This is a genomic window from Sorangium sp. KYC3313 (genome assembly GCF_052075895.1).
Taxonomy (GTDB): domain Bacteria; phylum Myxococcota_A; class Polyangia; order Polyangiales; family Polyangiaceae; genus Sorangium; species Sorangium cellulosum_B.
The window spans coordinates 11,123,506-11,140,697 of sequence record NZ_CP197255.1 but is presented as its reverse complement, the minus strand read 5'-3'; the positions used below and the strand labels follow the sequence as shown (position 1 = coordinate 11,140,697).

Here is a 17,192-nt window from a genome sequence, read left to right as displayed (position 1 = left end):
GCCCGCGCCATGAAGAGCGGAAGCGCCACGACCCCCCATGAGAGGCGCCGCCGGCGGAGCGCTCCGCGCCGCTCCGCCGCGAGTGGCGTCGTCCTCCGCCGGCGCCGCGTCAGCGTGTCGGTCGAGTCCGTCGAGGCGGTCGAGCTCGCCCGCGCGAGCGGCGAGGTCGCGGGGACAGGGCAGCTCACCCCGTCACCGGTCGAGTCCGCCGAGTCGGCCGGGCTCCGGTACGTGAACGACGGTGAGCCGGGGATCTCCAGGCGAGGGGCGGGCAAGGGCTTCCGTTACGTCGACGCCGACGGTCGCCCCGTCAAGGACGAGGCGACGCTCGCGCGGATCCGCCGCCTCGCGATCCCGCCCGCGTGGACCGAGGTGTGGATCTGCCGGAGCGAGCGCGGGCACATCCAGGCGACAGGGCGGGACGCGCGCGGCCGAAAGCAGTACCGGTATCACCCGCGCTGGCGCGAGGTCCGCGACGAGACGAAGTACGACCGCATGCTCGCGTTCGGCGCGGCGCTCCCGGCGATCCGCGCGGCGAGCGAGCGGGATCTCGCGCTGCCTGGCCTGCCGCGCGAGAAGGTGCTGGCGGCGGTGGTGCGCCTGCTCGACGAGACGTCGATCCGCGTGGGGAACGACGAGTACGCGCGCGACAACGACTCGTATGGACTCACCACGCTCCACGACGAGCACGTACCTGCGCTCGGTCGCGGGCCACGACTTCACGGCGAAGGACTTCCGCACCTGGACCGGCACCGTGCTGTGCGCGTCGTTCTTCTGCGAGATGGAGATCTCGAGCTCGGTCCGCCAGGTGAAGAAGCGCGTGGCGCAGGTGATCGACAGGGTGTCTGCCCGCCTGGGCAACACGCGCGCGGTCTGTCAGCGCTGTTATGTCCACCCCGCCGTGATCCGCGCCTACACGGAGGGAGCCCTGCAGTCCCTGATCGACGCGGAGGAGGCCGTCGCGGACGGAGCGCTCGCGGCGCTCCGGCCCGAAGAGGCGAAGATGCTCCGGATCGTCCGCGGCTTCGGCGAGCGAGAGGCCGTGTCGCTCGTGACCCGCCTCAGCGAGAGCGTGCGCGCGGTGCGCGCGGTGAACGCGCGGCGAGCCGGCAAGGGCGCGAAGCGTCCCCCCAGGGAGCGGCGCGCCGCGGCCTGAGCCGCGCCGGCGGCGAGCGCCGCAGCGGCCGCGCGGGGATGCGGCTCGCCCCGCTGTTCCCGACGGGTCTGCCGTGTCGTTGCGTCACAGCGTGATCGCCTCGCTGTGGCATCGTGCCGCGGACGCGACGGGCGCTGTTGCTGGGTTCGCGAGCGGCCCGCGATCTCCCGCCGGGTACGCGCGCGGTACGGTTCGTGTTGTGTGCAGCTCCCTGGAAACCAGCGCGCGCGGCGCGAACCCTCAGCCAAGGAGGTCTGCATGGCGAGCCAGAGGTTGATCACCGGGATGGTGCGAGGACGTGGGGAGGCCGAAGACGTCGTCCGGCGCATCCTGGACGGCGGGCACACGCGATGGGACGTCTGCGCCATCGTGAGCGAAGCGACGCGCCGCCAGCACATCTTGCGCTCGCGCGCATTCGGTGCGGCCTCGCACGGGAGCGCGCTGACCTCCGTCCTCGCCGCGGCGAGCGCGGGGCTCGTGGTCTCGGGGCTGCGGCTCGCGGTGGCCGGCCCCATCGCGGTGAGGCTCGCGGACGCGAGCTCGGCGAGCGAGACGGCCAGCCTGAGCAGCGTGCTCGTCGACGCCGGGATCCCCGAGCAGAGCGCGCCGGAGGTCGAGCGGCGCCTCAAGGAAGGCGCGATGCTCCTCGGCGCCCTCGCGCGCGACGAGAAGGACGCCGCGGCGCTGCGCGCGATCCTGCGAGACGCAGGCAACGGCGATTTTTGCGGCACGGGCAAGGGAGCCCGCGTGTTCGCCGCGCTGTGAGCCGCCGGCGCTCACCGCTCCGCGCTCCGCGTCGCCGCTGGAGGGAGCCGCCGCCGGAACGATGAGCTCGCTTCATGGCCGAGAAGTCCTGGACATTGGAACGGGATTTGGAAGGGACTTGGAAGGGATTTGGAAGGGAATGAAAGAGCTCAGCCGAGACTGATTCGGTACAAGGCGAACATGTACCCCTGGGGCAACAGGGGGCGCGCGCTTTCCCACAGCGGCGACGATCCCTGGCGATCGCGGCTCCTGCGTGGACGTATGGCGTGGAGGCCCACCTCGGGAGGTAAGGAGGAGAGGAATCGGGCGTTCACCAGACAGCTCAGGAGAGTACCCATGGAACCGGTGGCATTCGCAGACGAGAGCGTGGGCCTGGACGGACTCATCGACGATGACTCGATCGAGCAGCTCAAATCGTTCTGCCGCGGCGAGATGTCCGCGGTCGAGACCTACCGTCAGGCCATCGCCGCGGCGCGCCAGGGCTGGGTCGCTCACCACCTCCGGCTGAACCTCGCGTCGCACGAGGCGCGGGTGAAGGTGCTGCGCCGGCGGATCGAGGAGCTCGGAGGCGACCCCCCGGCGAGCTCCGGGCCATGGGGCGCGTTCGCCAAGGCCGTCGAGGGGACCGCGCTGGCGCTCGGCCACAAGACGGCGCTCTCGGCGCTGGCCGAGGGGGAGGAGCACGGCCTGAAGGACTACCGGGACGACATCGAGGAGCTCGACACCGAGTCGCACGCCCTGGTGCGGGACGTGATCTTGCCGCAGCAGGTGTCGACGCGCCGCTCGCTCGCGGATCTCAAGCGGCAGCTGCCGTGACGCGCGAAGCCGTCGACGGATTGTTCGGGCGGGCCCCCCGTGCGATACTTTCGGGCGTATGGGCAGGGCTGCGCTGGACATTACCCGACTGAGCCGCGACGAGCAGCTCGACCTCCTCGACGAGTTGTGGGCGAGCCTCGGGCGAGACCCTGACGCGCTGCCTCTCAGCGACGCCCAGCGGGTCGAGCTCGATCGGCGCCTTGATGAGCTCGAGGCCGAGGGGCCGGTCGGGCTCACCTGGGATGATGTCGTCGCCCAGGCACGCGCTCGGTCACGGTGAGGCCGTACCTCGTTCGGCCCGCTGCTGCGGCGGACATCGCGCGGGCATATGCCTGGTACGAGCGAGAGCGCGACGGGCTAGGAGAGGAGTTCCTCGTGGAGGTCCGCGCGGCGATGCAGGCGGTCATCGAGGCGCCGACGGCCTACGCTGTTCTGCACCGCCAAACACGGCGAGCGCTCGTCCGGCGCTTCCCCTATGGGCTGTTCTTTCGTCTGATGGATGACGTCGTCGTCTTCGTCGCGTGCTTTCACACGCGCCGAAGACCCGAGTCATGGAAGCGGAGAGGCTGAAGGCAACTCCGGTATTGGGACGGGGGCGAACACCCCCGCTCAGCCCTTCGCGTCGTACCCCGCCTGGAGCAGCTTCGCGATCGTCGAGAGCTGCATGTTCGACGTCCCCTCGTAGATCTTCCCGATCTTCGCGTCGCGGTAGAGCTTCTCGACAGGATAGTCCTTCGTGAAGCCGACGCCGCCCATGAACTCGATGCAGAGCGACGCCGTCCGCTCGGCCACCTCGGACGCGAACAGCTTGGCCATCGCCGCCTCCTTCACGAACGGCTGGCCCGCGTCCTTGAGCCGCGCGGCGTTGTAGACGAGGAGGCGCGCGGCCTCGATCTCCATGGCGACGCGCGCAACCTGGAACTGCACGCCCTGGAAGCTCGCGATCGGCTGCCCGAACTGCTTCCGCTCGCCCATGTAGCGCATCGCGTGGTCGAACGCCCCCGCGGCCAGGCCGAGCATCTGCGCGCCGATGCCGATCCGGCCCTCGTTCAGCGTCTCGATGGCGATCTTGTAGCCCTTGCCGACCTCGCCGATCACGTTGCCCTCCGGCACCTCGCAGTCCTCGAGGACGAGCTCGCACGTGCTGGAGGCGCGGATCCCGAGCTTGTTCTCCTTCTTGCCCACCGAGAAGCCGGGGAAGGATCGCTCGACCACGAAGGCCGTGATGCCCTTGTAGCCCTTCGTCGGATCGACGTTGGCGAACACCAGGAACACCGAGCTCTCGTTCGCGTTCGTGATCCAGAGCTTGCGGCCGTTCAGGATCCAGCGGTCGCCCCGGCGCTCGGCGCGGGCCGCGAGCGCGAACGCGTCCGAGCCGGAGCCCGCCTCGCTCAGCGCATACGAGCCGATCCAGTCGCGGGAGAGCCGCGGGAGGTACCTCTCCTTCTGCGCCTCGGTGCCCCAGCGGAGGAACGCATTGGCCACCAGCGTGTTCTGCACGTCGACGAGCACGCTCACGCTCGGGTCGACCACGGCGAGCGCCTCGATCGCGAGGATCGCGCTGAAGAAGCCCGCTCCGGAGCCCCCGTACGCCTCCGGGATCTCGATGCCCATGAGGCCGAGCTCGAACAGCGGAGGGAGCAGATCGTGGTCGAGCGCGCCCTCTTCGTCCATCGCCGCCGCGCGCGGCGCGACGCGCTTCCGGGCGAAATCAAGCACCGAGTCGCGGAAGAGGCGCTCCTCGTCGGAGAGCTGGGTGAGCGGGGGGTGGGACACGACGGTTTCTCCTTGTGGGCCCATGGCGCAGCGCGGCGCCGTGGCGGCGTCACTCCACTATGCTACGCGAGGGCCACGAGCGAAAGCCGTTCGAGCGCGCCACGCCCGGTCATCGCCGCGGCGCAACGCAGGCCACGCCGCGCCGGCGGCGGACGGGGCGCGCCGCCCCGAGCCGCCTCATCCGTTGTGTCGCCGCTCGCTCCGGGGTCGGGATCGTCCAGGCTGCCACGCGCGTTGCTTCACCCGGACGCTCACGCGCGCTTGCCTGCGGGCGCGTCGCGCCGGCGGCACCGGAGCAGCGTGTGGGCGAGGCCGAGGTGGTCGATCTCCGCCTCGACGACGAGGCCTGCCTCGTCGATGCAACGCCGGATATCGGCGGCGCTGTACATGCGGCTGTTCCCGTTCGCGAGGCACGTGAAATACAGGGAAGAGCCGTGAAGACAGTGGACCGCCACCCCGTTCGCCTGCCGATCCCAGAACGTGTCCAGGATCCAGAGCACCGTCTCGTCCCCCATGGCCGACGCGGCCCGCCGGAGGATCTGGACGATGTCCGCCTCGGAGAAGCACACGAGGAACTGGCTCATCCAGATGGCGTCGAAGCCCGTCGGGAACGCCTGGCCGTGATCAAGGAAATCGATGGGCGTGCCCATGATCCGGCCGAGCAGGCCGTGCCGCTCGACGTTGACGCGCGCGTCCTCCAGCTGGCCCGGCAGGTCGAGCAGCGTGACGCGCACGTCGGGGTCGTGCGCGCAGCACTGGATCGCCCACCGCCCCGTGTTGCCGCCGATGTCGAGGAGCGTCCTCGGCCTCCGCTCGAACACGGCGGGCAGCGCCTCGGGGAACGCGGAGTCGGAGTAGAGGTGATCGAACGCAAACCAGCTCTCCCTCACCTTCGGCGGGAGCGCCGGGAGCGCCTCATAGACCGTCGGCCACTCGCCAAAGACCTTCAGGCCAGCCGGCTTGCCGCCCTCGATGGCCTCGTCGAGAAAGCGCATGCCCTCGTAACAGACGTCATGGATGAAATCCATGTTGATGCGGGTCATCCTGTCATTCTCGACGATGAGCCCAACCCGCGTGATCCTGTACCGCTCGCCGCGCTCTCGCGGCTCTGCGTGGGCGTTTGCGCCGCTCGCGGCGTTTGCACCGCTCGCGGCGTTTGCACCGCTCGCGGCGTTTGCGCCGCTCGCGGCGTTTGCGCCGCCTGCGCGCTCCACCAGGCCGAAGCTCAGGCTCGCCTCCAGCAAGGTCTTGGCGGCATAGGCGGAGAGGCCGGTGCCCTGGGCCACCTCCGCCGGTGTCCTGCCGCGCTTGCCAGCGCGCTGGAGCGCCTTGAGGACGCCGCGGTTTCGCATCACCCGCGCCACCTGGAACATGACGGGCGCAAACGCGATGCGCTGGGCGGCGAGCATGGCGTCGAGGGTGGGATTCGGGGCGGTATCGTTCTTCATCGAGCTCCGGTCGTCGGGGGTGGGGTCAAGGCTAGCGTGCACTCTAGCGCTGGAGGAGCAAGACGAAGCCGCAGACACCCGTGAACAGCAGCGCGCACTCTGCCCGACCCTCGTCGGCGAGCGAGATCCCCGTCACGCCGCAGAGCATGCCGAACACGAGGCTGGCCACGCTGATCCGCCGCCGCTGGTCGATCGACCGGACACGCGGCGGAGTGGGCGGTCTCGTGCGGTACGGGCTTGCCACCCCGTGATGATACCACCAGCGCCGCGATCACAAGGACGCCGCCGCGATGTCGAACAGCTCCTCGTCGGTGAGCGGCAGCGGGTTCGCCTTCATGCTGCTCGCCGCCCTGGCCTTCGCGACCAGCGCCGGGAGGTCCGCCTCAGCCATGCCGTAGCGCCGGAGCCCCGGGATCGCGAGGTCACGGCAGAGCTCGCGGACCCAGGCGATCCCTTCCTCGGCGCTGGCCCCGGCGCGCCCCGTGACGAGCGCGGCCAGCTCGTCGAAGCGCGGCAGCGCGCGGTGAGCCGGGTCGCGCGCGCGCAGCGCCCGCAGGTTGACCTCCAGGACGGCGGGTAAGAGCGCGGCGCACACCGCGCCGTGCGGCGCGTCGAACATGCCCCCCGCGGGCCCCGCGAAGCCGTGGACCGCCCCGAGGCCGGCGTTCGCGAGGCAGAGGCCGCCGAGCAGGCTGGCGATCGCGAGGTCGTCCCGGGCCGGCGCGTCGGTACCCTCCAGGACCGCGCGGCGCAGCGAGCGCACCGAGCGTCGGATGCCCTCGCGCGCGAGGCCGTCCGTGAGCGGGTTGCTGCGGCTCGACAGGAACGGCTCGATGAGCTGCGAGAGCGCGTCGAGCCCGCTCGACGCGAGCACCCCGGGCGGGGCGCCCGCGAGCAGGTCGGGGTCGATCACCGCGAGGCACGGCAGCATGTGCGGGCTGCGCAGGCTCGCCTTGACGCCGGCCTCCCGCGACGCGAGCACCGCGTTGCGCGTCACCTCCGCGCCGGTGCCCGCGGTCGTGGGGATCGCCACGAACGGCACGGACGGCCTGGAGAGCGCTCCCCCCTTGCCGATGACCTCCAGGTAATCGAGCGGGTCGCCGCCGTTCGCGACGAGCGCGGCGATCGCCTTGCCGGCGTCGATCGCGCTGCCGCCGCCGAGCGCCACCACGACGTCGCACCGCTCGGCCGCGGCCCGCGACGTCCCCTCGCGGGCGATGTCCACCGTGGGCTCGCCCGCGACGGCGAAGCGCACCGCGGCGACGCCCGCCGCCGCGAGCGCGGCGAGGAGCGGCGCGGCGCGGCCGGGGTCCTGCCCGGTGACGACGAGCGCCCGCGTCCCGCCGAGGCCCCGCACGGCCGCGGGCACCTCGGCGACCTTGCCTGCGCCGAAGGCGATGCGCGTCGCGGTGGCGAACTCGAAGGCGGGCTCCTGGTCGCGAGGCGCCATGTCAATACCCCGCGTCGTCAGGGAAGACATTGACGTATTTCCGGCTGGTCCGCGGCTCGGCCATCATCTCCGCGACGGTGTCCCGCCACCGCTGGTAGTGCGCCGTTTCCTTGTGCGCGGCCGGCGCTTCCTTGGTCCTGTAGACCTCGACGAGCACGAACCGCGCGGGATCCTCGGTGTCCTGGACGACGTCGAACCGGGCGATCCCCGGCTCCTTGACGCTCTCGCGTGCGTTCTCGATCGTCGCGCTCCGGAAGGCGTCGACGAGCTCGGGTCTGACACGTACATGCACGTGCACGACGAACAGGCTGTTGGACATGCGCGCAATCTAGCTCGGGCGCGCTGCCGCAGGAACCCGGCTCGCGCTGCGGCCGGCGTTCCGGGAGAGCGCGCGCAGGCCGCGCGGGCCCGGCCGAGCGCGCTGCCTCCGGGCGGCGGGTGGCAGGGCGGGCCGGGGCGGCGGCCGGCAGAGCGCCGTCGCTCCCTGCGTGGACTCCCGACTTGGCCCGGCCGGCTCGCGCACTACGATCGTCGTGACCCGGCGTGTGGCTCGGCAAGCGTCGAGTGCATGAGCGCCGCGAGCGAGGAAGGTCGATATGGCGGATCCGACCACGGAGAGCCCGCAGCCGGATGCGGCGCGGCCCATCGCGCTGCATTCCATCGAGTTCAGGTCCGATCACGGTCTCCTGAAGGACTGCAAGGAGGAGAGGGGCTGGAGGAACGAAGGGGCCCTGTGTCCACGGCCGGAGTGGACGCCGGGGGGCGCCGTCCCCCTCTCGATCTCGATGGGGCGGCACATCGTCGTCCGGCTCGAGCTCTCGCAGCGCGACGCCTACAGCGCGGCGGCGGCCGAGATCCGCGCCGTGGGGCCGGGGGGCATCGTCCTCGAGAGCCGCGGTGGCGGGGCCGTCGCCGCGCCGCTCGATCTCTTCTCCTCGCGGCAGCTCGGGAGGAAGATCCAGAAGTTCAACCTCGCCCTGAGCTGGTCTGCAGGGGCGGGAGCTGCGGTGTCGCCCGCCCGGACCTCGAACGTCGTCTATGTCACGATGGGCAGGCCCCAGACCGACAGACAGGATGTCTGGCCGGAAGACGGGGTGACCTTGAAGCGGATGGACAGGGCGGTTTCCTGGATCGCGCCGATGGATACCCTCAATCCCCACGAGATCGTGGAGGGGGTCATGGCCAGGTTCCCGACGTACACGCTCCTGCCGAGCCCCAGGGTGCCCCGGAAGTACCATCACCCGACGTACATGAACGACGAGGGCGGCGCCTGGCCGATGACCGATTACGTGGAGGAGAGCGGGGAGTGCCAGGCGATCATCCGCCTCCTCCGCGGCATGCTGCGCCAGCTCGGCATCCCGGGGCGGACGCGCATGATCGTGGTCTGGGGCGACCCCAACGTGGGCGGCGGGCGCAGGACGCTGTCGGCCGATGTCGAGCAGAACCCGTGGGCGGGGCTCGACGCCACGAAGGTCGAGGGCGGCCGCGTGTGGCGCGCCGCGCTCGTCGACGGGCCGGTGGAGGTGGGGAGGACCTACCCGGCGTCCCATACGCGCCTCCCCGACGGGACGCTCAGCCCGGGGCTCAACCGGTACGAGGCGTGCCTCGAGTTCTCCCACGGCGGCGTGACCAGGTATTACGCGGGGGGCGCCGGCGTGTTCGACTCCGTCGAGCCGATCCTGGGCGTCTTCTGGGGGCTCATCTGGTTCAGCTCGGCGCCGGACGACGGGTACCGCGTGGAGCAGATCGTGGCGACCTACAGAAACGGAGGCTGGGGATGAGCGCGGACGCATTTCACAAGCAGGACGTCGACGCGAAGATCGCGGGGTGGCTCGCGGCCGTGGCGCGCGTCTCGCCGGATGGCTTCACGCCCGTCGAGCGGTTCGACGACGTGCCGGCCCAGGCGCGCGCGGAGTCGTTCTACTGGTGCGACTCCATCTTCCGGGACGAGCTCAACCCGCACGGGGAGGCCGTGAACGCGCGCCACGCGTTCCATGCCGCCACGGACGATACGCCCGACCTGCTCCGCCACGAGTACGCTGCGGGCGGGCTCGGGCTCACCGTCATCGAGGGGCGCAACTTCATTCTCGTCCAGGTCGATCGCGCGAGCCTCGATATCCTCTCTCTCTGCGGTCCAGACCGCGCCGCCGCCGTGCGCCGGGTGGCCGAGGCGCTCTTCAACACGGGCGTGGAATCGCGCGCGGTGGGCATTCCGGTGGCCTCCGTCCCGGCGGCCTTCCCGGACGCCGCCGGGACACAGGAGCTCGAGGAAGGGACGGTGTTTTCGAGCAATCCGGCCGTGGACCCGGATCTCCTCACCTGCTGGAAAGACCGCACCGAGTGCGGTGTTCAGGGCGGAAGGCTCTACTTCCTCTGCTACAAGAAATCATCCCAGCGCGTGGGGTTCGCGAACGCGTGGCAATGGTTCGACGACCGGAGGGCCGGGGTCGGGTGAGGCCGGGGTAGGCGCGGAGCGCACGGGAAAGCGCGGGAAAGCGCGGGGACGTGCGGGGACGTGCGAGGACGTGGATGACCGCTGCGCCGGTATTGCGTCTGCGCGCCGCGCGCGGGATGTTGCGCGCGTGGCGGGACCACAGGCACCCAGGATCCTGATCTTCCCAGGCGGCCCCTCGGGCGCTGCGCAGGCGCTCGCCGCGGCGCGCGGCTATGTCGCGGTCCCGGCGCGGGACGTCGAGGCCGGGCTGGATCTCCTGGCGACTCAGCCGTTCGACGTGGCCGTGCTGGCGGACGAGGGGCCGCTCGAGGACACGCTCGCGCTCTGCCGGCGGCTGCGCGCGGCGCCCGGGGGCGATCGCGTGGCCGTGGTCGCCGTCACCGGGAGCGCGGGCGCGACCGCGGCGCTGCTCGAGGCGGGCGCGACCGTCGTGGCGGCGGCGCTCGAGCCGTCGATCGCCATCCAGCTCGACGCGGCGGTGTGGTGGGCGCGGCGGCCGTCGGCGCACGTGGCCGACCGGGCGCCCGCGGAGCGCGCGCTGCTCGAGCGCACCGCGCGCTCCTTCCGCGACGCGTCCGCGGAGGTGATCAAGGCCGCAGAGGACGCGCTCCGGGCGAGCGAGGAGCGCATGCGGCTCGTCGTGCGCGCCACGAGCGACGCCTTCTGGGACTGGGATCTCTCGTCCGGGCGCGTCACCGGGAGCGAGCGCATGCGGAGCTTTTATGGCACGGGCGGCGCCGACATCGAGGAGGACGCGGCGTGGTGGTTCGAGCGGGTCCACCCCGAGGATCGCGATCGCGTGATGAACGGGCTGCGGCGCGCGATGGAGGGGGACGAGGGCACGTTCGAGCTCTGGTACCGGTGCCTGCTCGCGGACGGCAGCTACGCAGACGTCCACGACCGGGGCATCGTGCTGCGCGACGCGACCGGCAGGGCGTACCGGATGCTCGGGGCCGTGTCCGACGTCACGGAGCGCCGGCAGATGGAGACGCGGCTCCAGCTCGCCGACCGCATGGCCTCGCTCGGCACGCTCGCGGCCGGGGTGGCGCACGAGATCAACAACCCCCTCGCGTACATGGTCGCGAACGTCGATTTCGCGCGCAAGGAGCTCCGCGCGAAGGGGGCCGGCGCGCGCCTCGACGCGCTCCTCTCGGCGCTCGACGAGGCCGCGGAGGGCGGCTCGCGGGTACGGCACATCGTGGGCGGCCTGAAGACGTTCTCGCGGGCCGACGGCGGAGAGCTCGGCCCGGTCGAGGTCGACCCGGTGATCCAGCTGGTCCTGCGGATGGCGCAGCAGCAGATACAGAGCAAGGCGCGGCTCGTCCTGGAGCTCCGCCCGGTGCCGGCCGTCCACGCGAACGAGGCGCAGCTCGGCCAGGTGATCCTGAACCTGCTCGTGAACGCCGCCCAGGCGCTGCCGGAGGGGAAGGTGTCGGAGAACGAGATCCGGATCTCCACGGCCCCCGCGCCGCCCGGCCGCGTGTGCATCGAGGTGTGCGACACCGGGCCTGGGATCGCGCCGGAGCTGCGGAGCCGCATCTTCGACCCGTTCTTCACGACGAAGCCCATCGGGGAAGGGACGGGGCTCGGGCTCGCGATCTGCCACGGCATCGTGACGAGCTTCCGGGGCGAGATCGGCGTGGAGAGCGAGGTCGGCAAGGGCGCGTGTTTCCGCGTGCTCTTGCCTGTCCACGACCATCGCGCGGGGGCGGGCGAGGAGCGCAACGCCGCCTCGGGCGGGGCCTCCGATGAGCTTCCCGAGGAGGCCGCTCAGTAGGCACGGCGGCGGCGCAGGGCGCGCCGCCGTCCGCGGCGGACGGGCTCCGACAGGCGGCGCGCCGTCCGTGCTCCGGCGCGCCGCGGGGCCGCTTCGCGGGGCCGGCCGCTTGCCACGGCCGCGGCTGTCGCTCAAGTTGCGTCACCGGCCCCATGAACACTCGATCGGTCAGGGCCGCAGCTGGGCTGCTCGGCGGGTCGGCAGAGGGAGCGCGCCGCGCGGCGCAGTCCGGTCGTGAGGTTCGGTCATGATCGAGAAAACGGGCCGCATCCTGGTCGTCGAGGACGATCTGGACATCAGGAGCATTCTGACGCAGCTCCTCGCGTTCGAGGGGTACGACGTCGAGGAGGCGGCGGACGGCGCCGAGGCGCTCGCGCTGCTGCGGCGGGACGGGCCGCCTGCGCTGATCCTGCTCGATCTGATGATGCCGATCATGGATGGGTGGCAGCTCCGCGCCGAGCTCCAGCGCGACCCGGAGCTCTCGTCGATCCCGGTGGTGATCGTGTCCGCCGACGTGCGGGTCGAGCAGGAGGCGTCGCGGCTGCGCGTCGCGGGCCTCTTGAAGAAGCCGCTCCAGATCGAGCCGTTGCTCGAGCTGGTTCACCGCATCTGCGGCGCGCCGGCGCGGTGAGCCAGGCGGGGCGCGCGCGCCCATCGAGCGCCAGGGCGGCGCTGGGGCGGCTCGGGGGCCCTGATCTGGCTCCGGGGCGCGGCGCTACCTGACCGGCAGCGCCGCGGCGGGCGCCTTCCCCTCCGCGAGGCGGCCGGCGCCGTGCTCGTGGAAGTACTCCTCCAGCCGCCTGTCGGCCTCGTCGCCGAACAGGAGCCGGCAGGCCTCCCGGAGCCCTGGCGACGCGGCGAGCTCCTCCTTCCGGATCACGAGCGAGATCTTCGTGCGCCGCCGCAGGAAATCCGCGAGCTTCGCGATCATCTCGTGCTTCGCGGCGTAGGCGACCTCGCAGCGCAGATCCTCCGCCCCCTCGATCAGCGGGTCGGCCATCGCCGGGTCGCTCCGGATGTCCTCGAGCAGCCCGAGCGCCTGCGCGCCATAGCGGCGCCACAGCCGCGCGCTGAGCTTCTCCGAGGCGCGCGGCGGCGTCAGCGCGTCGAGATCGAGGGCGCGCGCCTTGTGAAAGAACTCTTTACGAAGCGCCTCGCCCGGCTCGCCATACCAGCGCTGCGCAGGGCGGGGCAGCGGGACGCCGAGCCGCTGCACGACGGCGCAGACCTCGTCGCCCACGTTGATGCAATCGGTGAGCTTGCCGCCGAAGATGCTCACGTGGCCCCGCTCCCGGTCCACCTCGAGGGCGTGCTTGCGCGAGAGCTGCAGCCAGTCCTCGCCGCCGCCGCCGTCCTCGACCGCCAGGGGGCGCACCCCGCAGCGCTCGGCGATGATGTCCGCCTCGGTGAGCGGCCGGGGCAGGTTGAGCCGCTTGTTGATGTTGGAGAGCACGAAGCGGCGGTCCTCGGGCGTCACCGCGGCGCGCGGGCCCTCGACGCGGGTGTCGGTCGTGCCGATGCACGTCCTCGAGCCCATCGGGATCACGAAGAACGGCCGGCCGTCGTCCGCGAAGAACGTGAGCACCCGCCGGCTCGAGGTGAGCCGATCCACGATGAGGTGGATGCCCTTCGAGAAGATGTGGCGGTGCCTCGTCCGCTGGCCCGTCAGCTCGTTGTGCGCGTCCACGAACGGCCCGCAGGCGTTCACGAGCACGCGCGACCGGACGGCGAGCTCCCTGCCCGACAGGACGTCGCGGGCGCGCGTGACCCACGCGCCCCCCTCGCGCCGCGCGCCGAGCGACTCGACGTAGTTGGCCGCCCGCGCGCCGTGATCGAGCGCCGCGCGCACGAAGCCCCAGACGAACCGCGCGTCGTTGTCGACCAGGTACGCGTCGGAGTACTCGAATCCTCCATCGCAGCCGTCCAGGTGGATGATCGGCTCTTCCCTCGCGATCGCCCGGCGGGAGAGCAGGCGAGGGATGCGCGTGAAGAAGCTGCCGATGATCCAGTAGAGCCAGGTGCCGAGGAAGAGCTTGAAGAGCCCGTGGCGGAAGCCCCGCTCGTGCGCGGCGTAGAACCGGATCTCCTGCACCGACGACGGGTAGCTCCTGAGGAGGCGGTTCCTCGACGTGCAGAGCTTCCGCACGAGCCGGAACTCGAAGCTCTCCATGTACTTGATGCCGCCCCAGGCGAGGTTCGACGACTCCTGGCTGGTGAATCCGCCGAAGTCGCCCCGATCGATCAGCGCGACCTTCGCCCCCCGCGCGGCGAGGGCCGCGGCCGCGACGGCGCCGTTGATCCCGGCGCCGAGGACGAGGACGTCGAACGTTTCTCGGCTCAAGCTGTCGATGTTCGTGGCCCGCAGCATCGATGGCGATCCGGCGAAGGCGCGGCCGGCGCGCGCGCTCCATCTGCTCTATCACGTCCCCGCCGCCTCGGGGCGGCAGACGGCGCCCGACGTCTCGCTCAGCCCATCAGCCCATCGGCCCAGCTGCCCTCCTCGCCGCGATACGCGTCGGGGGACGACGCCGACGGGATGCGGCGCGGGCTGCTCTTCGCCGCGGGGGCGTGGCCGGTGTGGAGGTGCTGCCAGCGCGCCATCTTGGTGTAGACGCCGCCCCGCCGCAGGAGCTCTCCGTGCCCGCCGTGCTCGACGATGCGGCCGCGCTCCATCACGAAGATCTGGTCGCAGTCGACGACCGTGCTCAGGCGGTGGCTCATCAGGACGATCGTCCGCTTCCCCTTCAGGGCCCGCAGCGCCTCGCCGATGGTCCGCTCGTGCTCGGCGTCGAGCCCGTCGGTCGGCTCGTCGATCACCAGGATGGGCGCGTCCGTCAGCAGCGCGCGCGCGATCGCGATGCGCTGCCGCTGGCCGGTCGACAGGTTGAGCCCGCCGTCGGCGATCGCCGTCCGGTAGCCGTCCGGCAGCGCCTCGATGAAGCCGGCCGCCCCCGCCATCTCGGCCGCCCTCCGGATCTCCGGGTCGGTCGCGGAGGGGCGGCCGTAGGCGATGTTCTCCGCGATCGTCGCCGGCAGGAGGATGCTGTCCTGGAGGACGAGCGCGATGTGCCGGCGCAGGTCGGCCACGCGGACCGCGCGCGTGTCGATGCCGTCGAGCCGCAGCGCGCCGCAGGTCGGGTTGTGGAAGCGCGGCAGCAGGCCGAGCAGCGTCGTCTTGCCGGCGCCGACCGAGCCCACGAACGCGACCATCTCGCCCGGCCGGATCGTCGCGTCGAGCCCGCGCAGCACCGGGTGGCCCGGGCGGTACTCGAACCCGACGCCATCGAGCGAGAGCGCGCGCGGCTGGGGCGGGAGGGTGGCCGCGTCGTGCCTGTCGACGACCGCCTGGTCGCGGTCCAGCACCTCGAAGACGCGCTGCGCGCCCGCGACGCCGCCCTGCACCGCGGCGCCGGCGCCGGTCAGCTTGCAGAGCGGGTCGTAGAGCATGCCCAGGTAGCCGAGGAACGCCGTCAGCGCGCCGAGCGTCATGCCGGCCTCGCCCCCGCTCGCCCGGGCCTGGACGATGAGGGTGCCGCCGTAGCCGAGCACCAGCGCGCCGCCGAGCCCGAGGATCGAGCCCATGGCGAGCGTGTGGCGGAGCTCGTCGTGGTGGAGCCGGAGCCACGCCTTCACGCTGTTGCGCAGCGTCGTGTGGAAGCGCGCCTCCTCGTCCGCCTCGCGGCCGAACGCCTGGACGAGGCCGATCGACGCCATGGAGCGCTGGACGGACGTCGCGAACTCGCTCTCGACCTCCTTCGCCTCGGTGCACTTCTTGTGCAGCACGCGCCCGAACCTGGCGTTCGTGAGGAGGAGCGGCGGGACGACCGCGAGCGCGAGGAGCGTGAGCTCCAGGCTGCGCGAGGCCATGATGCAGATCATCACGGCGAGCGTCAGCGCGCTCCCCATCACCGCGACCGCCACGTTGAGGATGCCGTGGAACCCGGAGGCGTCCTGGTTGAGCCGGTAGAGGGCGTCCCCCTGCGGCTGCGCCCGGTGATAGCCGATGTGGAGCGCCTGGAGCTTCCGGTACACGTCGCGCCGCACGCGCGTGAGCCCGCCATAGCCGATGCGGAACGTGAGCAAGGCGCGGCCCATGCCCACGAACTCCTGCGCCACGCGGAGGACGAGCGTGAGCGCCGCGAGCCCGAGGACGCGGCCGAGCAGGCTGTCCGGGAGCGGGGCGAGCAGGAGGCGATGGACGAAGTCCCCCGCGCGCGGGCCGGTCGAGATGAGATCCACGATCACGGCGACCGGCCACACCTGGAGCAGGCTGATCGCGATCGAGACGCAGACCAGCACGGCGAGCGCCCCGAGGCGCGCCCACTCGCCCTTGAAATAGGCGCCCACCCGGACGAAGAAGCGGACCCGCTCCGCGCCGGCCGGCTGGCTGGATCGGCGCGCGGCCGTCAGCTGCGCGGTCGTCCTCGGAAAGTGCCTCGAGCTCCTGAGCCTGCCTTCGCGCCGAGGCGAAGGATGATAGTTCTTGCGGTGAGCCTGTCCGCTCATGGTTCGCTGAGCCCTCTCCTGTCTACGGCTGAGGTGGTCGTCGGCGGCCCATCTCGGGCTCTGCCTGACAAGCCATCGGTTATGACCGGTAGCGAGGTATCGCCGCTGGTGTAACAGCCCAACGCGGACGCGCTCTACGCGAGCGCCGGAGAAGAGGCTGGCGCTTGCTGATTTGCTGCGCGGTTGTCCGGGACTCCAGGGCCGGCGGCGCTGGCGCGGTCAACGGCACAGGCCGACGGCGCGGCCGGCTCTCCGCGCCTACCCGCGAGTCCGGCCCTCGAGCCGCGCGAGCCTGCGGCCGAGGGCGCGCGCCGGCGCGAGGTCGAGCTGCGCGGGCGCGTCATCCGCGCTCGCCTGAGGCGGGCCGTCGCGCTGCGCGGCCCTGCTCGTCAAATCCAAATCCATCTCCGCGCGGGCGGGGGCCTGGAGCAGGACTCCACGGCCGGCGAGGGAGGCGAGCGTCGCCTGGAGCGTCGCGCGCTGAGCTCCCTGGACCGCGGAAGGCGAGCAGAACACCGAGGCTACCTTGCCGGCGAGATCTCCCGAGGGCCGCCTCGATCCGTCGAGGAAGCGCCGGATCTCCGCGCATATCGCGCCATAGCGCGCAGGCGAGCCGATGGCGATGCCGTCCGCCCAGAAGAGGTCGTCTTGCTGCGCCAGCGGGACGGAGGTGAGGTGTTCCCGCGCGGAACGGATCCGCTCATTCGCCGCGCTCCACCGGTCGTCGATCGCCGTCAGATCGGCGACGCGCCGGAGCCGCACGGTCGCTCCGGCCTGATCGGCGCCCTGCGCGACGGCGGCCGCGAGCGCGGCCGTGCCGCCATAGCGGGAATAGAAGATCACGGCCACGTTCATGCCGAGCGCGCATGCAGCCCTCATACCGCCGTGACCACGGCCGGGGCGCTTCACATGGCGCTCCGGCCGAGCTCGCCGCGCGCACCGTCGTGGCATCGTCAGGAACGGCCCTCTGGCAGGCTCCGCAGCCGCGGAGGACGCATGGCGCATAGAATGCGGCGCGATTCAAATTGCGCGCCGCGGCTCTG

16 protein-coding genes and 1 pseudogene are annotated in these 17,192 nt (G+C 71.9%); 9 read left to right on the top strand and 8 right to left on the bottom strand.

The window, feature by feature from the left end; all coding sequences use genetic code 11:
- Nucleotides 1–9: 9 nt before the first annotated feature.
- The 5 genes and pseudogenes from ACSRUE_RS42425 (at nt 10) to ACSRUE_RS42405 (ending at nt 3,307) form a co-directional block, all read left to right on the top strand.
- A pseudogene (locus ACSRUE_RS42425) lies at nt 10–1,156 on the top strand (DNA topoisomerase IB).
- Between the two features lie 258 nt (nt 1,157–1,414).
- Nucleotides 1,415–1,921, top strand: coding sequence for a hypothetical protein (locus ACSRUE_RS42420; RefSeq protein WP_437761167.1), 507 nt, complete (start codon nt 1,415–1,417; stop codon nt 1,919–1,921).
- Between the two features lie 336 nt (nt 1,922–2,257).
- Nucleotides 2,258–2,737 carry a DUF2383 domain-containing protein gene (locus ACSRUE_RS42415; RefSeq protein WP_437943927.1) on the top strand — a complete coding sequence of 160 codons (480 nt, stop codon included), beginning with the start codon at nt 2,258–2,260 and terminating at the stop codon, nt 2,735–2,737.
- A 58-nt stretch (nt 2,738–2,795) separates the two neighbouring features.
- A complete protein-coding gene (locus ACSRUE_RS42410) occupies nt 2,796–3,017 on the top strand; it encodes an addiction module protein (protein WP_437761166.1) in 222 nt (73 codons plus the stop codon).
- Nucleotides 3,014–3,307 (top strand): type II toxin-antitoxin system RelE/ParE family toxin, encoded by a 294-nt coding sequence (locus ACSRUE_RS42405; protein WP_437761165.1) that lies wholly within the window; start codon nt 3,014–3,016, stop codon nt 3,305–3,307. The genes ACSRUE_RS42410 and ACSRUE_RS42405 overlap by 4 nt, the downstream gene beginning before the upstream one ends.
- A gap of 39 nt (nt 3,308–3,346) precedes the next feature.
- Here the strand turns inward: ACSRUE_RS42405 and ACSRUE_RS42400 are convergent, their stop codons facing one another.
- The 5 genes from ACSRUE_RS42400 to ACSRUE_RS42380 form a co-directional block, all read right to left on the bottom strand.
- Entirely contained in the window at nt 3,347–4,513 is a 1,167-nt protein-coding gene (locus ACSRUE_RS42400) for an acyl-CoA dehydrogenase (protein ID WP_437761164.1), read from the bottom strand.
- 251 nt (nt 4,514–4,764) lie between these two features.
- A complete protein-coding gene (locus tag ACSRUE_RS42395; protein ID WP_441288532.1) occupies nt 4,765–5,961 on the bottom strand; it encodes a class I SAM-dependent methyltransferase in 1,197 nt (398 codons plus the stop codon).
- 43 nt (nt 5,962–6,004) lie between these two features.
- Entirely contained in the window at nt 6,005–6,130 is a 126-nt protein-coding gene (locus ACSRUE_RS42390; protein ID WP_441288531.1) for a hypothetical protein, read from the bottom strand.
- Nucleotides 6,131–6,232: 102 nt separating this feature from the next.
- Nucleotides 6,233–7,411 (bottom strand): iron-containing alcohol dehydrogenase, encoded by a 1,179-nt coding sequence (locus tag ACSRUE_RS42385; RefSeq protein ID WP_441288530.1) that lies wholly within the window; start codon nt 7,409–7,411, stop codon nt 6,233–6,235.
- A gap of 1 nt (nt 7,412) precedes the next feature.
- Nucleotides 7,413–7,730 carry a putative quinol monooxygenase gene (locus ACSRUE_RS42380; RefSeq protein ID WP_437298262.1) on the bottom strand — a complete coding sequence of 106 codons (318 nt, stop codon included), beginning with the start codon at nt 7,728–7,730 and terminating at the stop codon, nt 7,413–7,415.
- Nucleotides 7,731–8,007: 277 nt separating this feature from the next.
- Here ACSRUE_RS42380 and ACSRUE_RS42375 point away from each other — a divergent pair, with 277 nt between their 5' ends.
- From ACSRUE_RS42375 to ACSRUE_RS42360, 4 genes are all read left to right on the top strand, one after another.
- Nucleotides 8,008–9,192: a hypothetical protein gene (locus ACSRUE_RS42375; protein ID WP_437943933.1), complete on the top strand. Its 1,185-nt coding sequence runs from the start codon at nt 8,008–8,010 to the stop codon at nt 9,190–9,192.
- The gene (locus ACSRUE_RS42370; protein WP_441288529.1) at nt 9,189–9,866 is read left to right on the top strand and encodes a hypothetical protein; all 678 of its coding nucleotides are present in this window, start codon (nt 9,189–9,191) and stop codon (nt 9,864–9,866) included. The genes ACSRUE_RS42375 and ACSRUE_RS42370 overlap by 4 nt, the downstream gene beginning before the upstream one ends.
- A gap of 127 nt (nt 9,867–9,993) precedes the next feature.
- Nucleotides 9,994–11,643: a hybrid sensor histidine kinase/response regulator gene (locus ACSRUE_RS42365; protein ID WP_441288528.1), complete on the top strand. Its 1,650-nt coding sequence runs from the start codon at nt 9,994–9,996 to the stop codon at nt 11,641–11,643.
- A gap of 247 nt (nt 11,644–11,890) precedes the next feature.
- Nucleotides 11,891–12,274 carry a response regulator gene (locus tag ACSRUE_RS42360; RefSeq protein ID WP_437761157.1) on the top strand — a complete coding sequence of 128 codons (384 nt, stop codon included), beginning with the start codon at nt 11,891–11,893 and terminating at the stop codon, nt 12,272–12,274.
- Nucleotides 12,275–12,358: 84 nt separating this feature from the next.
- Here ACSRUE_RS42360 and ACSRUE_RS42355 read toward each other — a convergent pair whose 3' ends face one another.
- From ACSRUE_RS42355 to ACSRUE_RS42345, 3 genes are all read right to left on the bottom strand, one after another.
- Nucleotides 12,359–14,011, bottom strand: a complete 1,653-nt coding sequence (locus ACSRUE_RS42355) for a glycerol-3-phosphate dehydrogenase/oxidase (RefSeq protein ID WP_441288527.1) — start codon at nt 14,009–14,011, stop codon at nt 12,359–12,361.
- 98 nt (nt 14,012–14,109) lie between these two features.
- Nucleotides 14,110–16,149 (bottom strand): ABC transporter ATP-binding protein, encoded by a 2,040-nt coding sequence (locus tag ACSRUE_RS42350; protein ID WP_441288526.1) that lies wholly within the window; start codon nt 16,147–16,149, stop codon nt 14,110–14,112.
- Between the two features lie 258 nt (nt 16,150–16,407).
- Entirely contained in the window at nt 16,408–17,004 is a 597-nt protein-coding gene (locus ACSRUE_RS42345) for an NAD(P)H-dependent oxidoreductase (protein ID WP_441288525.1), read from the bottom strand.
- Nucleotides 17,005–17,192: the final 188 nt, after the last annotated feature.